A 19134-nucleotide genomic window follows, 5' to 3' on the forward strand; every position below is an offset into this window, starting at 1 on the left:
ACATGCCTAGCGGAGGTTGCTGGTGGTAGAGCAGGAAGCCCCCGAGTTCGCCGTCTCGCCCCGGCAGCGTGCGCTGTGGTCGCAGCGAGCCGTTGACGGGCTGGACAACGTTGTCCGCGCGGTGCAGCTGACCGTTCTTCTCGAAGGTGCTCCTGAACGCGGCCGACTCGATGCCGCGCTGCGCGAGGTGGTGCGCCACCACGAGTCGCTGCGCACCGGCCTCGTGTTCCACGCCGGCAGGCGAGCGCCCACGCAGACAATCTGCGAACGCTCTACCTTCTCCCTGCGCGCCGTCGAGGTGCCGGAGTCCGGCGAACCCGGTCCTGACCTGTCCGAGCTGGCCGCGCTGGAGCGGGAGTCGGTCAGCGCCGCTCTCGGCCAGGGCTTCCGGGCGTTGCTGATCGAGTCCAGCGGCGACCAGGCGACACTCGTCCTCACCGCGGACCCGCTCAACGCCGACCTCAGTTCACTGCAACTGGTCGCGGCCGAGATCGCCGCGGTCTGCCGCGGCGAAGACGTGACCTCTGCGGATCTTGTTCAGTACGCGGATTTCTCCTCGTGGCACAACGAACTGCTCACCGCTCAGGAAGGTGCTGCCGATCGCGCCGTGTGGGCCGGCCTCCTGGCCGCTGACGGCGGTGGTGCGCTGCCGCGGGCCACCGCCGGGGACGACGCGGTTCAGCTCCGGACGTACCGCGTTGCCCCTGTCTCCTGTGGTCGCGCGCTCGACGAGTTCGCCGCTCAGCACGAGGTCGATGCCGAAGCAGTGCTGGCGGCGGTGTTCCGCGCCGCGGTGTGGCGGGTGGGAGGGGAGCGGGGTGGTCTGCTCCTGATGACCCTGCCCGGCCGTGGCTTCCCCGGACTCGAGCACGCGGTCGGAGCCTACGAACGTGAGGCGCCGCTGCACGGCGATCTGACTGCGGAGCAGACCTTCCTGTCGGTCGCCAGGGACACGGCCGAGTGGTTCGGCTGGGCCGAGCAACGCATCGGTCACCTGGACCCGGAACTGATGGCCGAAACGGCGGCCGGGAAGGTGTTGCCGCGGTTCGACTTCCGCGTCGCAGGTTCCCCGGCGGACGGGCAGAGTCCGAAGTGGACGGTCATCGGCGTGGAACAGGCCGATCCGGGCGCGTTCTCGCTCACGTGCGTGCGTTCGGGTGAAGCACTTGATGCCACGCTGCGGTACGACGCCGCGCTGGTCGACGAGGCCACGGCGCGGGCGGTGGGTGAGGCGTTCGTGACGGTGCTCGGCGCGGCTCTGGCGGACGGCACGACGCCGATCGGCGCGTTCGACCTGATGTCGCAGGAGCAGCGCGAGTCCGTGCTCGGCGCATCGGCGGGTCCGGCGACCGAGGTGCCGGACCTGGCGGTGCACGAACTGTTCGAGCGCCAGGCCGAGCTGGGACCGGACCGGGTCGCCGTCGAGTTCGACGGCGAGGAGCTCACCTACGCCGAGCTCGACGGCAGGGCCAACCAGCTCGCCTCCTACCTGTGGCAGCGCGGGGTCGCACGCGGCGACAGGGTGGTGGTGTCACTCGGGCGTTCACCCGAACTGCTGGTGGCGATGCTCGCCGTTCTCAAGGCGGGCGCTGCGTTCGTCCCCGTCGACGTCGGTTACCCGTCGGCGAGGCTGGCACTGACGATCGCGCAGACGGAGCCGAAGATGGTCCTGGCGTCCGGCAAGGTGCTGGCCGGCCTCGACCAGCCGACCCTGCCCGCGCTCGCACTGGAAGGAACCCCTGCCGAGCTCGCCGGGCAGTCGACCGCCCCGATCGGGGTCTCGGTCGCTGACGACGACACCGCCTACGTGCTCTACACCTCGGGCACCACCGGCCGGCCCAACGGTGTGGTCGTGTCGCACCGGAGTCTGGTGAACTACCTCTCCTGGGCGGCCGCCGCCTACCAGATCGACCAGGGCACCGGCGCGCTGGTGCACACGTCGATCAGCTTCGACCTCACGCTGACCGGTCTGTTCGGCCCGTTGATCGCCGGGCAGCGAGTCGTGCTCTTGCCGGAGAGCGCGGGCGTCACCGGGCTGGCCGGAACGTTGCGCACCCGCCGGGACCTCAGCTTGGTCAAGCTGACGCCGACCCATCTCGACATCGTCGGCCAGCTCGTCACCGCTGAGGAGATCTCCGGCAGCGTACGCACCGTCGTGGTGGGCGGTGAGGCACTGCGCGCGCAGAGCGCTGCCCCGTTCCTCGATGCCGGATCGGTGGTGGTCAACGAGTACGGGCCCACCGAGACCGTGGTGGGCAGCATCGCCCACTGGCTGGACGCGGCGGCGCCGCGGCACGGCATGGCGCCGATCGGCGCACCTGTCGCCAACACGCGGGTGCACCTGTTGGACCCGCGCAACCAGGTGGTGCCGGACGGAGCGGTCGGCGAGATCGTCCTCGGCGGTACCGGCGTGACCCACGGGTACCTCGGCCAGCCGGAACTCACCGATCAGCGCTTCGTCCCCGACTCCTTCGGCTCTCCGGGCGCACGGCTCTACCGCACCGGCGACCTCGGCCGTCGTCGCGCCGACGGGACCCTCGAGTACCTGGGCCGCCTCGACGAGCAGGTCAAGATCCGCGGCGTGCGCGTCGAGCCACGGGAGATCGAGGAGCTGCTGCGCGCCCATCCCGGTGTCGGTCAGGTGGTGGTCGTCGCTCGCCACGACGACGACCCCGGCGGGTCCTCTCCGCTCGCGGGCGAACTGCGGCTGGTGGGCTACGTGGTGCCCGGTAAGCAGAACGTCGGCGAACCCGCGCTGTCCCCGGCGGCACTCGTCCGGTACTGCCGTGAACGACTGCCCGAACCGATGGTTCCGGCGGCGGTGGTGCTGCTCGACGCGCTGCCCGTGACGGCCAACGGCAAGCTCGACCGGTCCGCTCTGCCCAAGCCCGCCAAGGAGAGCAGGCGAGCGGCCGAGTACGTCGCCCCGCGGACGGAGACCGAGGAGATCCTCGCCAGCGCGGTCGCCACGGTGCTCGGCGTGGACCGGGTCGGCGTGGCCGACAACTACTTCCTGCTCGGCGGTGACTCCATCCGCAGCGTGATGGTGGCCAGCCGGGCGCAGGCGAGCGGACTGGACATCACGGTCGCCGCACTCCACGAGAACCCCGTCATCGCCGACTGCGCGGCCGCGCTGGACCACAGGAAGCCGGAGGCCTCCCCGCCGACCACCGCGCCGTTCGCGCTCATCTCGCAGGAGGACCGGGAACGACTGCCCGAGGAGGTGGCCGACGCCTTCCCGCTGAGCCTGTTGCAGGAGGGCATGATCTTCCACCGCGACTTCGCCGCGAAGTCGGCCGTGTACCACGCGATCGCGTCGGTCCGCCTGCGCGCGCCGTTCGACCTGGACGTGATGCGCACCGTGGTGCGGCAGCTGGTCGAGCGCCATCCGATGCTGCGCACCTCGTTCGACATGACCACCTACTCCCGGCCCCTGCAGCTGGTGCACGGCGAGTTCGAGACCCCGCTCCTGTTCGAGGATCTCCGCGCGATGCCGGAACCGGAGCAGGAGGACCGGGTCACCGCGTGGGTCGACCGGGAGAGGACGGTCGGTTTCGAGCTTCACGACCACCCGCTGATCCGCTTCATGGTGCACCTGCGCGGCGATGGCGACTTCCAGTTCACGTACGGGTTCCACCACGAGATCGTCGACGGCTGGAGCGAGGCGTTGATGATCACCGAGCTGTTCAGCCACTACTTCTCGCTGGTCTACGACGAGCCCATCTCGATCAAGCCGCCGACGTCCGGGATGCGGGACGCCGTCGCACTAGAGCTGGAGGCGTTGGGAAAGAAGGAGAACTACGAGTTCTGGGACGACTACCTGGCCGACGCGACGCTCATGCGGCTGCCCAGGACCGACGCGGGCCCGAAGGCGGACAAGGGCGACCGGGAGATCGTCCGCATCGTGGTTCCCGTGGGACGCGAGCTGTCCGACGGTCTGAAACAGGTCGCCACGGGTCTCGCGGTGCCGCTGAAGAGCGTCCTGCTGGCGGCCCACCTCGCGGTGATGTCCGCGTACGGCGGCAACATCGACACGCTGACGTACACGGTGACCAACGGCAGGCCCGAGGTGGTCGACGGCAGCACCGCGATCGGGCTGTTCGTCAACAGCCTGGCGCTGCGGGTCCGGATGGCCGGCGGCAGCTGGCGGAAGCTCATCGAGGACACGCTCAAGTCCGAGCAGGTGTCCATGCCCTTCCGCCGGCTCCCGATGGCCGAGCTGAAACGGCACCAGGGCAACGAGCCACTCGCCGAGACGCTGTTCTTCTTCACCAACTACCACGTGTTCAGCGTTCTGGACCGGTGGACCGAACGCGGCGTCGCGCACGTGGAGAACGAGCTGTACGGCGAGTCGACCTTCCCGTTCTGCGGGATCTTCCGGCTGCACCGGGAGACCGGTGAGCTGGAAGTCCGCATCGAGTACGACAGCCTCCAGTTCTCCGCCGAGGTGATGGAGAGCGTCCGCGACAGCTACGTGCTGGTCATGGAAGCGATCGCGGCCGACCCCACCGCCCGGTTCGACGCGCTGGACCAGCTGCCGGACCGGGACCGCGCACTGCTCGCCGGGTTCGACCGCGGCGAGGTCGCCCCGGTGCCGGACCTGCTCCTGCACGAGGCGTTCACCGCGCAGGCCGCGGCGACCCCGCACCAGGTCGCGGTGGAGGCGGACGGCACTTCGGTCACCTACCGGTCACTCGACCAGTGGGCGGACCGCATCGCGCGAGGACTGCGCCGGCGCGGAGTCGGGTGCGACGACGTGGTCGGCGTCTTCGCCGAACGCTCACCCGAACAGATCGCGTTGCTGCTCGGCGTGCTCAAGGCCGGCGCCGCCTACCTGCCGCTCGACCCGGCCCAGCCCGACGAACGCACCGCGGCGCTGCTGGCGAACAGCGGCGCGACGGTCGTGCTCGCGGAACGCCGCCTCGAGTCACGGGCACCGGCGGGAACCGAACTGTTCGTACCGGACCTCGACCCCGTGGCGGAGGTGGAGGCGGAGCCCCGCCCGGTCTCGGGAGCCCGTACCGACAGCGCCGCCTACGTCATCTACACGTCGGGTTCGACCGGCGAACCGAAGGGGGTCGTGGTCGAGCACCGCAACGTGCTGGCCTCGATCCAGGCCAGGTCCATCGCCTACCCGGAGCTCCCCGAGCGCTTCCTGCTGTTGTCGTCCTTCGCGTTCGACAGCTCGGTCGCCGGGATCTTCTGGACGCTGACGACCGGCGGGACCCTGATCCTGCCGGCGGAGGGCACGCAGCTCGACCCGGTGAGCACGGTCGGCGCGATCGTCCGGTCGCGGGCCACCCACATCCTCGGGATCCCCTCCCTGCTCGGCCCGCTGCTGGACCAGGCCAAGCCGGGGGAGCTCGCATCGCTGGTGCGGGTGATCACCGCGGGCGAAGCGGCACCGGTGGCACTGCACGAGGCGTGCCGGGAGAAGGCGCCGGGAAGCCTGCTCTCCAACGAGTACGGGCCTACCGAGGCCACGGTGTGGAGCACGGTGTGGACCGGTGTTCCCGACGCGCACCAGCCGCAGCTGCCGATCGGGCGGCCGATCGCGAACACCCGGGTCCGGGTGCAGGACCAGCACGGCCGACCGACCCCGGTGTCGGTCGCGGGCGAGCTGCACATCGGCGGAGCCGGTGTGGCACGCGGCTACCTGGGCCGCCCGGCGGACACCGCCGCGGTGTTCCAGCCGGACCCGCACAGCGAGGAGCCCGGTGCCCGGAGGTACGCGACCGGCGACCTCGGCCGCTTCCAGCCCAGCGGTGACGTCGAGTTCCTGGGCCGCATCGACCACCAGGTCAAGATCCGCGGCTTCCGGGTGGAACCGGCGGAGATCGAGTCCGTGCTGGACACCCACCCCGCGCTGCAGCGCTCGATCGTGATCGCCCGCGGTGGCGACGGGGAGAAGCAGCTCGTCGCCTACGTGGTTCCCGAGGACGGCGAGCGGCCCGCGCAGGCGGAGCTGCAGCAGTACGTGCGTGACCGCCTCCCGCGGTACATGGTGCCGAGCGCCTGCGTGGTCCTCGACGCCGTCCCGCTGACCAGCACGGGGAAGGTCGACCGCGCCCGGCTGCCCGAGCCGGCCGCCGAGCTGCCGCACACCGATCCGAGGACGGAGACCGAGCAGCTGCTGACCGACATCTGGTCCACGGTGCTCAAGCTCGACCGGGTCGGAGTGCACCACCACTTCCTGGACGTCGGCGGGGAGTCGCTGCGCGCGATGCAGGTCGTCGCCGCGACCAACAAGCTGTTCGGGACCTCGCTGTCGGTGCGCAAGCTGCTGGACGCCCCGACCATCGCCGAGTTCGCGCTCGAGGTGGACGGGGTCCGTTCCCCGGTAGCCGCGGGGGGCGGTCACGAATGAGCGGAGCGACGGCCACCAGGCTCGAACCTCCGGCACCGCTCACCGCGGCCCAGCAGCGGTTGTGGTTCCTCCAGCAGCTCGACGAGAGCAACCCGGCCTACACGATCTGCACCACGATCGAGTTCACGGGACCGCTCAACCCGGTCGCCCTGCGCCACGCGGTCAGCCGGATCGGCCGCAGGCACGAGATGTTGCGCACGGTCTTCGCCGACGACGGCGAGGGCCCGCGCCAGCGGGTAACGCCGGCGGCGCCCGGTGTGCGGCTGGTCGACCTGTCGGGTGCGGGAAGCGAGCGGGAGGCGCGCAGGCTGCTGGAGGAAACGGCGGCCCGCCCCTTCTCGCCGGCCGCCGGGCCACCCGTCGCCTGGCTGCTCCTGAGGCTCGCGGCTCACCGGCACCTGCTCGTGCTGGTGGTGCACCACCTGGTGTTCGACGGAGGCTCGGCCCAGGTGGTGCGCGACGAGCTCCAGGCGCTGTACGAGGCTGCCGTCACGGGCGAGCCGGCCGTCCTCCCGGCACCGGGACCCGGCTGCCGGCACGGTGCCGACGGCCTGCGGGAGCCGGCGGAACAGGACACCGGTTCCCTGGCGTTCTGGCGGGCCGAGCTCGCCGGAGCGCCGCCGCGCAGCACACCGTTCGGCGGGATCCAGGCCGTCCGGTCGAAGCCGGTCCGGCACGTGGAGCGGCTGGGGCGTGAGGAGATCGGCGAGCTGAACCGGCTGTGCAGGAGCGCGGGCGTCACGAGGTTCATGGCCCTGCTGGCAGTGCTCGGCTGCTGGGTCGGCCGCTACAGCGGGCAGCGGGACGTCGTCGTGGGCTCTCCGGTCGCGTTGCGCGAGAACGAGCTGTCGCGCAACGCGGTCGGCCCGCTGATCAACATGCTGCCCCTGCGCCTGCGGCTGCACGGTGAGCCGGACTTCCGCGAGGTCTTGCGCCGGACCAGGAACACGATGCTCGACGCGCTCGAACACCGGTGGCTGCCGTTCGAGCGGATCGTCGACGAACTAGGCGTGCACCGGGACCTCGACACCACCCCGCTCTTCCAGGTGCTGTTCGCCTACCAGCAGCCTCCGGAGCCACCACACCTGCCGGAACTCACGGCCCGGCTGGTGGACGTGCCCGCCGCGGCGGCGAAGTACGACCTCACCGTCACCGCGGCGGACACCGCCGATGGCATCGACCTGATCTTCGAGGCCGACGGCACGCGCTGCTCGGAACCGGAACTCGTCAGCCGGTGCCGCCAGTTCAGAGCGTTGCTCAGCGCCGCAGTGGCCGACCAGGAGCGGTCCGTGCACCGGCTGGCGCTGACCACCGCGCGGCAGCTGGAAGCCCTGCGCGCGCCCGCGTCTGTCGACGCCGGTGCGGGCGAGTTGATCCACGAGCTCGTCGCGGCCGCCACCGCGAAACACCCCGACTCGGTGGCGGTGGTGCACGGCCGCAGCCAGGTGACCTACCGGCAACTGGACGCCTGGTCGGACGGGATCGCCGCCGACCTGCGCGCCAGGGGCTGCGGCCCCGACGACGTGGTCGGTGTCTGGCTCCCCAGGACCCCGGCACTGCTCGCCGCCCTGCTCGGCGTGCTGAAGGCGGGTGCCGCCTACCTGCCCGTCGGCGTGGAGCAACCCGCGCGGCGAGTCGGTCTGATGCTCGCCGAGACGGGTTCCCGTCTCCTGCTCGGCGACGAGGAGCTCGTCCGCCGGCGCGGCGGTGAGGAGGTGCCGCTGCCGCCGGTGATCCCGGTGGCCGGGCCGGGCCGGTCGCGGCGCGTGCGCGTGTCGCCCAGGGCGCTGGCGTACGTGCTGTACACCTCCGGGTCCACCGGGCAGCCGAAGGGCGTCGCGATCGAGCACCGCAGCGCGGCGGCCTTCCTCCGCTGGGCGGGAACCGAGTTCGGCGCACACGGGTTGCACAGCGTCCTCGCCACCACGTCGGTCGGCTTCGACCTCGCTTTCTTCGAACTGTTCGCGCCGCTCGCCCACGGCGGCACCATCGTGCTGGCCGAGGACGCGCTCCACGTCCCCGAGACGCCCGCGGCAGCGGGAGCGATCCTGCTGAACTCCGTGCCCTCCGCGGTGGCGGCCCTGCTGGACGTCGACGGCGTGCCGGAGTCCGTCAACGCGGTGAACCTGGCCGGTGAGCCCCTGCCGCGGGAGCTCGCCGACCGGCTCCAGCGCCGGCCGGTGCCCACCGTGGTGCGCAATCTCTACGGTCCTTCGGAAGCGACCACTTATGCGACGGCAGCGGTGGTCGCGCACGACGGCCGCCCACCGGCCATCGGGTCACCGATCGGCACGGCGCGCGCCTGGGTCGCGGACGGCGAGGGGCGTCCGACGCCCCCACTGGTCACCGGGGAGCTGCTCGTCGGCGGGCCCGCGCTCGCCCGCGGCTACTGCGGCCTCCCGCTCAGGACGGCCGCGGCGTTCGTCCCCGATCCGTTCGGGGAGCCCGGCAGCCGGGTCTACCGGACCGGTGACCTCGTCCGGCAGCGTGCCGACGGCCAGCTGGACTTCGTCGGCCGCCGCGACACGCAGATCAAGCTGCGCGGGGTGCGCATCGAGCTCGGCGAGGTCGAGCAGGTGCTCCGGACCGTGGCGCCGATCCGCGACGTGGTCGTCCTGCCGGTGGGGGACACGTCGGCCGACCGCCGGCTGGTCGCGTTCGCCAGCGCGGAACCGGGAGAACAGCTGCGGGCGGAGGACGTGCTCGCGGCACTGCGATCCGCGCTGCCGCCGATGATGGTCCCCTCGGAGCTGGTGGTCCTGGCCGACCTTCCGCTCAACGGCAACGGCAAGGTCGACCGCGGTGCACTAGCCGACCGCGCCGCCACCACGTTCCGCGAACGTCCGGCGGGTCGCGCACCCGAGAACGCGCTGCAGCAGGCCATCGCCAGGGAGTGGCGGCGGGTGCTGGGCGTCGAGCGGGTCGGTGTCCACGACGGGTTCTTCGACCTCGGCGGGAACTCCCTGGGCCTGCTCAGGCTGCACCACGCACTGACGAATTCGGTCCACAAAGGACTTCGGCTGATCGACCTGTTCCGCTTCCCCGACATCGCGAGCCTCGCCGACCACATCGAGCTGTTGGACCGCCCGGTAGCGGACGCGAAGCGGGTGACCGCGGTCGACCACGCGCTGGCTCGAGGTCAACGTCGCAGGAACGCGGCACAACACGGACGGGAGTGCCGGACATGACCAGTTCCACTTCGGAGTCCTCGGCGCCGGATGCGGTCGCCGTGATCTCGATGAGCGGCCGGTTCCCCGGAGCGGGCACGGTCGAGCAGTTCTGGACCAACATCTGCTCGGCGACCGAGAGCATCGCCCGGTTTCCCGACCCCGCGCCACGGCACCGCCCGCGCTTCGTCGGAGCCGAGGGGACGCTGGGGGACGTCGCCGGGTTCGACGCCGAGTTCTTCGACTACTCGCGCAGAGAAGCCGAGGTGATGGACCCCCAGCACCGGATCTGCCTCGAGGAGGCGTGGACCCTGTTCGACGCCGCGGGGTACGACCCGGCGGCGCTGGACGGCCCGGTCGGCGTGTTCCTCGCCGCGGCACTCAGCTCGTACCTGGTGCGGAACCTGCTGCCCAACGCGGGCCTGCTGCGGGATCTCGGCGGCTTCCCGCTGCTCATCCACAACGACAAGGACTCCGCCGCCACCACGATCTCTTACAAGCTGGGACTGACCGGCCCCAGCGTCGCCGTCGGTTCGGCGTGCTCCTCTTCTCTCGTCGCCGTGCACCTGGCGGCCCGCAGCCTCCAGTCCTTCGAGTGCGACCTGGCCGTGGCGGGCGGGGTCTCCGTCCAGGTGCCGCAGGCCCAGGGGTACGTGTACGCCGAGGACGGCATCTACTCGCCGGACGGGCGCTGTGCGGCGTTCGACCGGGCGTCCTCGGGCACGGTCGGCGGCAGCGGTGCGGGCCTCGTCCTGCTCAAACGGCTTCAGGACGCGCTGCGCGACGGCGACCAGGTGCACGCTGTGCTGCTCGGGTCCGCGGTGAACAACGACGGAGGGCACAAGGCCGGGTACACCGCACCCGGTGTGCGCGGACAGCGCGACGTGATCGTGGAGGCCCAGTCCGTCGCCGGGATCTCCGCCGCGAGCGTCGGCTACGTGGAGGCGCACGGCACCGGAACCGCGATCGGTGACCCGATCGAGGTGGAGGCGCTGACCGCCGCGTTCCGCGCCACCACGGACGACACCGGCTTCTGCGCGCTCGGCTCGGTGAAGACCAACGTCGGTCATCTCGACGCGGCGGCGGGCATCACGGGTCTGATCAAGTCCGTCGGCACGGTGCGCGACGGCGTGCTCCCCGCGAGCCTGCACTACCGGGAGCCCAATCCCGCCATCGACTTCGCCGGTTCGCCGTTCTACGTGAGCGCGACGACGGAGAAGTGGCCGGTGTCGGACTCTCCCCGACGTGCCGGGGTGAGCTCGTTCGGCATCGGCGGCACCAACGCGCACGCGGTGATCGAGGAGCCACCCGTCGTTCACGCCGCGCGGGGCGAACTGCGCCCCGTCCAGCCCCTGCTGTTGTCGGCGCGGTCGGCGGTCGCGCTGGAGCAGGCGGGAACCGAGCTGGCCGAGTGGTTGTCCCAGCGGCCGGAGCTCGAACTGGCCGACGTGTCCGCGACCCTCGCGGGCAAGCGCGCACACCGCTTCCGGCGTGTCGTGGTGGCCCCCTCCGGTGAGGCGGCGGCATCGGCTCTACGTACGCTCGTGGCGCCGGTGCTGGTCACGGAGAACGCGCGGGCCGCTTTCCTGTTCTCTGGTCAGGGCAACGGTTATCCGGGCATGGCCACCGGTCTCCGCGACGGGGACCCCGTGGTCCGGCGGAACCTCGACGAGTGCGCGCGGCTCCTGGCAGAGCAGGGGGTGAACCTGCATGCGCTGCTCGACGCCCCGGACGGGTCGCCCGCGGACCAGATCGCCGGCTTCGCGGTGGGCTACTCGCTGGCCCAGGCGTTGATCGAGTGGGGCGTCGAGCCCGTGGGCGTGGTCGGGCACAGCGCGGGCGAGTTCGTCGCCGCCACGGTGGCCGGAGTGTTCTCGCTGCCTGCCGCGCTTCGCCTGATCGCCGTCCGAGCCGAGGTCCAGGCCGCGCTCCCGGAAGGCCGGATGCTGGCCGTACCGCTCGGCGCCGGCGAACTGCGGCCGCTGCTCGGCGACAGCCTGGAACTGGCCGCGATCAACGCCCCCGACCGGTGTGTCGTCTCCGGTGCGGTGCGCGAGGTGGAGGCGCTCGCCGCACGGCTGGCGGACGAGGGAGTGCCGACCAAGGCGCTGACCATGCGGCACGCCTTCCACTCCGGCGCCGTCGACGAGGTCCTCGACCGGTTCCGCCACACACTGTCCGAAGTGGAGTTCCACGTTCCGCGGTTGCCGTTCCTGTCCACCGTCACCGGTGACTGGGCCGATCCGGACGAGGTCACCAGCCCCGGCTACTGGCTCGCCCAGATGCGCCGGCCGGTCCTCCTCGACGCCGCGCTCGGCCAGCTCGCCGAGACGGCGCCCGCAGCACTCGTCGAACTCGGTCCGGACACCGGGCTGGGCAGGCTGGCCGCGCGCAAGCTCGGTTCGCGCAGCGCGTCCGCCGTCAGCTGCCTGCCCTCGCCGGACACGACTCCGTCCCAGGACGGGGAGACCGCGCACTGGGTGCGGGCGGTGGGAGACCTCTGGACTCTGGGATGCGACGTGGACTGGGCCGCGTTCCACCGCCCCCAGCGCCCACTGCGCACGCGGGTGCCGGGCTACCCCTTCCAGCGCGCGCGTTACTGGATCGACGCCGACGGCGAGACCCCGCCGGGACGACTGTCCGCCCTGCTGCCGGAACCCGTGGTGGCGAGCGCCGCGCCCGCCGGCATCGACGACCATCCGGGACTCCGGCCGAGGCTGGACGCCCTGTGCCGGGCACTGCTGACGGACTACCTGCGGGAAGTGGGCATCTCCTGCCTTCCTGGTGACCGGCTGGAGATGGCCGAGCTGCGCGCCGCCCTCGGGCTGGCCCCCGAGCTCGCCCGGTTCGGCGACTTCCTGGTCGCGGTGCTGGCCGAGGACGGTGTGCTGGAGCGTGAAGGCGAGGTGCTCACCTTCACCGGGCAGGCCGAACGGCAGGACTCGGTTCAGCTGCACACCGAACTGGTGGGTCTTCACCGCGAGTTCGCAGGCTTGGCCGACATGGTCATGCGGTGCGCCAAGGCTTATCCGGAGGCACTGCGGGACACCCGCACGGCCGTGGGGGTGCTCTACCCGTACGCGGACGGCTCCCTGCTGCGCCGCGAACTCGGCAAGCGGACGGTGGAACACCGGTCGACCGGAACCCTGGGAACGGTGCTCGGCGGCCTGCTCGAACGGCTCGCCGCCGGCACGGACAGGCCGGTGAGGGTGCTGGAGGTCGGCGCGGGCGAGGGGTCGCTCACGCAGCAGCTGGCGACGCGCCTCGGGCCGGACCTCGTGGAGTACCACGCCACCGACGTCTCCTCGTTGTTCGTGAACCGGCTGGCCGCGGAGGCCGCCGCACGTGGCGTGCCCATCATCACGGGACTGCTCGACATCGCCGCGGATCCGGCCGCACAGGGATACACGGGCAGGTACGACCTGGTGTGCGGGCTGGACGTCGTCCACGCCACGCCGGACGTGGCCGTCAGCCTCCGCCACCTCCGTTCGCTCCTGGCACCCGGCGGGGTGCTCGGCCTGGTCGAGACGGTGCGACAGGACCGCTGGCTCTCCATGATCTGGGGCCTGACGGCCGGGTGGTGGAACTACACCGACCGGTACCGCCACCTGGGTCCGCTGCTCGACGCCGACGGATGGCGTGAGGTCTTCGCGAGCCAGGGCTTCACCGACACGAAGGTGATCACCGCGGCCGCCGGGCAGCCCGATGCCGCCCTGGTCCTGGCCACCGCCCCCGAGACGGCCGTCGCGCACCAAGGACAGCCGGCACCGCGCACCGAACTCGGCGACTGGGCTCACCTGCCCGGCTGGCGGCAGGCCGCGCCCGTCCCCGCCGCGAGCCGCCGGGACGGGGCCACCTGCCTGCTGCTGTCGGACGGGGCACTCGGCCAGGAAGTGGCTTCGAGGCTGGACGCGCTGGGCGTCGAGGTGGTGTTCGCGCCGTCGAACGGCACCTGGCGCACCGACCCGGCGAGGTACCACGAACTGTTCGCCGACCTGTCCGCGCAGGACCGCTCACCCGACCTGGTCGTGCACCTCTGGCCGTTCGAGACCGCCGGAGTCGCCCACGCGCTCGACCTCGCGACGGTTCAGGACGGTCAGCTCACCGGGCTGCACAGCCTGCTGCACCTGGCACAGGCCATCGGCGCCGAGAAGCGGCACCAGCCGGTCCGCCTGCTGTCGGTCACCAGGCGGGCTCAACCCGTGCTGGACGATCTCGAACACCCGGAGCACGCGACTGTCGCCTCCGCGATCAAGGTGATCCCCCGGGAACTGCCCCGTGTGTCCGCCACCGCAGTCGACGTCGATGCCGCGTCCGCCGGTCTGGCGGACCGGCTCGTGGCCGAACTGCTCGCCCCGGCGTCGCCCGTCGAGGTCGCCTACCGGGGACGGCAGCGGTTCGAGCGGGACTACCGGCCGTTGCCGCTCGAACCGGCGCGCACTCCGCGACCCGGCGGCGTCTACCTGATCTGCGGCGGACTCGGCGGGATCGGCCTGAGCCTCGCCGAACTCCTGGCTCCCACTGCACGCGCGCTGGTGCTGACCCGGCGGTCGCCGTTCCCCGGGGACGAGGAGGACACCACACGGGTGGCCGCGCTCACCGCGAGCGGTGCCGGATTGCTGATCCGGCAGGCGGACGTGACCGACGAGGCCCGGATGCGAGAGGTCGTCGCCGAGGCGGAGAACAGGTTCGGCCCGATCACCGGGGTCGTGCACGCCGCGGGTGTGCCGGACACGGCGGGCCTGATCCAGCGGAGGGACCGGCATGCCACCGACGAGGCGATGAGCTCGAAGGTGCTCGGCCCGGTCGTGCTGGACGAGGTCCTCGCCGACCGGCGGCTGGACTTCTTCGTCCTGTGCTCGTCGGTCGGCAGCGTGCTGCACAAGCTGAAGTTCGGCGAGGTGGCCTACGTCGCGGGCAACGACTTCCTGGACGCGTTTGCCGCCCATCGCGCTGCCAGGCGTCCCGGCCTGACCGTCTCGATCGGCTGGACCGACTGGAAGGAGGCCGGGATGTGGGCCACGGCCCAGGAGAAGCTGTCCCGGCGTTACGACGTGGTGGCCTCGACGGCGGAGCTCGTGGCACCCGGCGCCGATCTCCTCGGCGGAATCAGCCGTTCGGAAGGGATCGAGCTGTTCGGCCGGATCCTCGCGAGCACCCGGTCGCCACGGGTGCTGGTCTGCACCCAGGACCTCCCGGCCCTGCTAGCGCGGCACGAGGCGTTCAGCACCGACGACCACCGCGCTGCGGTCGCCGGGCTCCGGATCTCCTCGTCACGGCGGGACAGGGCCGTGCTGTCCACCGAGTACCGGCAACCCCTCACACCGGTGGAGATCGGGGTGACCGACTGCTGGGCGGCTCTGCTCGGCGACGACCCGATCGGCGCGGACGACGACTTCTTCGAGCTCGGTGGCGACTCGCTCGTCGCGCTCCGGCTGCTGTCGTTCCTCCGGGAGCGCTACGGCGTCGACCTGTCGATGGCGCAGCTCTTCGATGCACCGACGATCTCCGCTCAGGCTTCCGTGATCGAGCACGCCACCGGCCGGCACCGGGGCGAGAAACCGAGCGATGACGAGGAGATCCTCCTGTGAAGACCCCTTCGACCGCCGCGGAGTTCCTGGCGGACCTGCGCCTGCGAGGTGTCGGCGTGACCGCCGTCGGTGACGACCTCCGCTGTACTGCTCCGCGCTCGGTGCTCACCACCGAACTGCGCTCGGAGATCGCGGAGCGCAAACACGAGATCTTGCGGGAGTTGAGCGTCACAGGAGCGATCCCCAGGTTTGCCGGTACGCCGCCGCTGTCCTTCGCTCAGGAGCGGCTGTGGCTGACGCACCGCTTCCACACCGGCTCCAGTGCGTACCACCTGCCGTTGCACCTGCGGTTGAGCGGTGCCCTCGTGCTGCCGGCTCTGCGCACGGCGTTGCGCGGACTGGTGCACAGGCATGCCGTTCTGAGGACCCGGTACCCGGTCGTGGACGGCCGGCCGACCGCGGAGGTACGCCCGGACGCGGTGCCGCGGCTGCAGCTGGTGGATCTCTCCGACCGCCCCGCCCCCGAAGCGGCGGTGGAGAGCCGCCGCATCGCGGCCGCACTGACCGCTCGCCCGTTCGACCTCGAGATCGGGCCCGTGCTGCGGGCCGTGCTGGTCCGCCGTGCTCCCGAGGACCACGACCTGATCCTCGTGCGGCACCACATCGCGAGCGACGGGTGGTCCCTCGGGGTGCTGCTGTCCGACCTCGTTGAGCTGTACCGCGCGCACACCACCGGGACCCGCCCGGCCCTGGTGCCGCTCCCGGTCCAGTACGGCGACTTCGCCGCCTGGCAACGACAGCGGGCCACCGCGTCCGACTTCGGTGGTCGGCTCGCCCGGTGGACCTCCGCGCTCGACGGGGCGCCCGCCCGGCTGGACCTGCTGGGCCGCTCGCCGAACGCGGAACCGGGCCTGCTCGCCGGCTCGGTGCGCGCCCAACTCGGTGAGGTGCTGACCGGACGGCTGCAGCGGCTGGCTGCCCGCCGGCAGACAACGCTGTTCCCGGTCCTGCTCAGCGCGTACGCGCTGGCGTTGAGCAGCCTGGCGGGCCAGCGCGACCTGGTGGTCGGCGCTCCCGTCGCCGGACGGGTCCGGCCCGAGCTCGACCACCTGGCGGGCTGCTTCGTCAACCTTCTGCCACTGCGCGTCGACGTGTCCTGCGCACCCGACTTCGCGGGCCTGCTCGAGCGAGTGACCGCAGTCGTCCGCCAGGGGCTGGATGACCAGGAGGTCCCGTTCGAGCGGATCGTTGACGCGCTGCGTCCCGACCGATCCGTCGAGGACACCCCTCTGGTGCAGGCCGTCCTCGCCTACCAGAAGACCCCGGCGTCCCAGATCGCGCTTCCGGGGCTGACTGCGACCGTGCTGCCCTCGCCGGCCGTCGGTGCCAAGTTCCCCCTCACCCTGACGGTGACGCCCGACACCGGCGACCTCGACCTGGCGCTGGAGCTCGAGTTCGACCGGTCGAGGATCCATCCCGCCACGGCCGCCGAGGTCCTCGCCAGGACGGTCGTCGCGCTGGAGACGGCGGTGACGTCACCGGACCTGCCGTTGTCGCGGATCGGCTGGAACTCCTCGGTAGCGCGGGACACCCCCGATGACGTCCCGATCGGATCCGGGCTGCTGCACCGCGAGTTCGAACGGGTCGCCGCCGAACGCCCGGACGCGGTCGCGATCTCCGATCACCACGCGCAGATCAGCTACCGGCAGCTCGACGCTCGAGCGAACTCGCTCGCGGCCGCGCTGGCGGACCGGGGCGTGGGCGAGGACATGCTGGTCGGCCTGTGCGTCGAACCGTCGATCGATCTGGTCGTGAGCATGCTGGCGATCCTCAAGGCCGGAGCCGCGTACGTGTCGCTCGACCCGGCCGATCCGCCGCTGCGGCGCGCCGAGCTCGCCGCGGAGGCGGGCGTGAAACTGGTGATGACGAACCGGAGGGTGCTGAACAGCCCAGACCCGCGCTTCGAGCTCCTGTTCCTCGACCACATGCGCCGCGGCGGGTCGGCTCGTCCGGTCACGCCGCGCGTGCACCCGGACAACCTGGCCTACGTGGTGTTCACGTCGGGGTCGACCGGCGGCCCGAAGGGAGTGCTGGTCAGTCACCGCAGCATCGTGTCGGTCCTGTCCGGGTGCCGGCAAGCCGTACCGCAGTCGGCAGGGCCGGGACACAGCTGGGCACTGCTCCACTCCCCGGCCTTCGACATGTCCGCCTGGGAGATCTGGGGCGCGCTGACCAACGGGGCGCGCCTGGTGGTCATGCCGCCGGAGGTGGTCCGGGCCCCGGACGAGCTGTGGCAGACCCTGACCGCCCAGCAGGTCAGCGTGCTGAACCAGACACCGGGAGCTTTCCGCGCCCTGATGTTGACCGCACTGCGGTCCCCGCGGCACAAGACGCCCTTGGAGGCGATCGTCTTCGGCGGGGAGTCCTGCGAGGTCGCGAAGCTCGCGCCGTGGTTCGACAGCTACGAAGGACGGCCACCGGCGCTGGTGAACATGTACGGCATCACCGAGACCACGATCCACGTGACCGCGCGCCACCTGAGCACGGCCGACGTGACCGGCCACGTCGCGAGCCCACTGGGTGGGGCGTTCCCCGGCCAGCGGATCGACGTGGTGGATGAGCACGGGAACCCGCAGTCCGCCGGGGGACAGGGCGAACTGGTCGTGAGCGGGGCCGGTCTGGCGCGGGGCTATCTCGGCAAGCCCGGCCTGACAGCCGACCGGTTCCGGCCCGCACCACGGCTGCGGGGCGCCCGCAGGTACCACTCCGGCGACCTCGCCAGGGTGCTGCCCGGTGACCTCGACTACCTGGGCCGGAGCGACAAGCAGATCTCGCTGCGCGGGTACCGCGTGGAGCCCGGCGAGGTGGAGGCCGCCGTGCTGACCCACCCCGGCGTGCGCGACTGCCTGGTGGCCCCGCACGGCGACGGAGACCGGCTGCAGCTGGTCGCCTACCTGGTGGCCCGGCCCGACGCTGCGACGACCGACCTGTCCACCACAGTGATGCGGGCGTTCCTGTCCACGACGCTGCCACGCCACCTGGTTCCTGCCCGCACGGTCGTGGTGGACGAACTCCCGCTGAACAGGAACGGGAAGGTCGACGTCCATGCGTTGCCGGTGCCACCGGTGGACCGGTCACCTGGCAGGCCGACCGCGTCGCGTACCGAGCGGATCATCGGCGACCTCGCAGCCGAGGTGCTTGGTCTGGCCGACGCCACCGGCATCCGCGCCGACGACAACTTCTTCGACCTCGGCGGTGACTCTCTGCTGGTCACCCGGTTCCACTTCCAGCTGGTCACCGCGTTCGGCATCGACCTGCCGGTGCGCACCGTCTACCAGGCCCCGGACATCGCGGCGCTGGCCGCGACCGTCGACCGGCTCCGCGTCGTGAGTTACCGCGACCTGGTCCGGGACGCGCTCGAGCTGGCCGAGAGCACGACTTCGCCTGGGAAGGACTCCGCATGAGCACGCAGACCTGGGCCGGTCCTGCGGGCGATCACGCCGGCGACCGCCCCGGCACCATCGTCGACATCGCCAGGAGGCACGCGGAAAGCAGCCCCGAACGTCCCGCCTACCTCTTCCTCGCCGACGGCGTGACCGAGTCGGCAAGTCATGACTTCGGCGGCATCGACCGGCGTGCCAGGGCGATCGCTGCGGAGCTGACGGCCAGGGGGAGCCGCGGCGAACGAGTGCTGATCGCCTACCCGTCGAGCATGGAGTACGTCGAGTCCTTTCTCGGCTGCCTCTACGCGGGTGCCATGGCGGTGCCGTGTGACTCGGGCCGTGGCGGGGCCGGTTCGGAACGGCTCGCCGCCATCCGTGCGGACGCCACCCCCGCGCTGGTGCTGTGCGACCCGGCCAACACCGCGGAGTCGCTGGCAGGGCTGCCCCGGCTCGACGTCCGGGAGGTACCGGACAGCGCGGCCGGCGGGTGGACGGACCCCGGTGCCGCACCGGACGACGTCGCCTTCCTCCAGTACACCTCGGGCTCTACCCGGACTCCGAGCGGGGTGCTGGTCACCCACGCCAACATCCTCGCCAACGAGCACGCGATCCAGTTCGCGTGCGAC

At 71.8% G+C, this 19134-nt stretch carries 5 protein-coding genes; all 5 read left to right on the forward strand.

Annotation, left to right across the window (positions count from 1 at the left end; genetic code table 11):
- The first annotated feature begins 22 nt into the window (after window positions 1-22).
- Window positions 23-6367 (forward strand): amino acid adenylation domain-containing protein, encoded by a 6345-nt coding sequence (locus ACFWGZ_RS00695; RefSeq protein WP_382449326.1) that lies wholly within the window; start codon window positions 23-25, stop codon window positions 6365-6367.
- A complete protein-coding gene (locus ACFWGZ_RS00700; protein ID WP_382449327.1) occupies window positions 6364-9555 on the forward strand; it encodes an amino acid adenylation domain-containing protein in 3192 nt (1063 codons plus the stop codon). The genes ACFWGZ_RS00695 and ACFWGZ_RS00700 overlap by 4 nt, the downstream gene beginning before the upstream one ends.
- Window positions 9552-15125: an SDR family NAD(P)-dependent oxidoreductase gene (locus tag ACFWGZ_RS00705; protein WP_382449328.1), complete on the forward strand. Its 5574-nt coding sequence runs from the start codon at window positions 9552-9554 to the stop codon at window positions 15123-15125. Before ACFWGZ_RS00700 ends, ACFWGZ_RS00705 begins: the two co-directional genes overlap by 4 nt.
- The gene (locus ACFWGZ_RS00710) at window positions 15122-18529 is read left to right on the forward strand and encodes an amino acid adenylation domain-containing protein (RefSeq protein WP_382449329.1); all 3408 of its coding nucleotides are present in this window, start codon (window positions 15122-15124) and stop codon (window positions 18527-18529) included. The genes ACFWGZ_RS00705 and ACFWGZ_RS00710 overlap by 4 nt, the downstream gene beginning before the upstream one ends.
- Window positions 18526-19134, forward strand: a 609-nt coding sequence (locus ACFWGZ_RS00715) for an AMP-binding protein (RefSeq protein ID WP_382449330.1), incomplete at its 3' end; no start/stop codon positions are given. The genes ACFWGZ_RS00710 and ACFWGZ_RS00715, both read left to right, overlap by 4 nt.

This window comes from Lentzea sp. NPDC060358, from assembly GCF_042725365.1.
GTDB lineage: Bacteria > Actinomycetota > Actinomycetes > Mycobacteriales > Pseudonocardiaceae > Lentzea.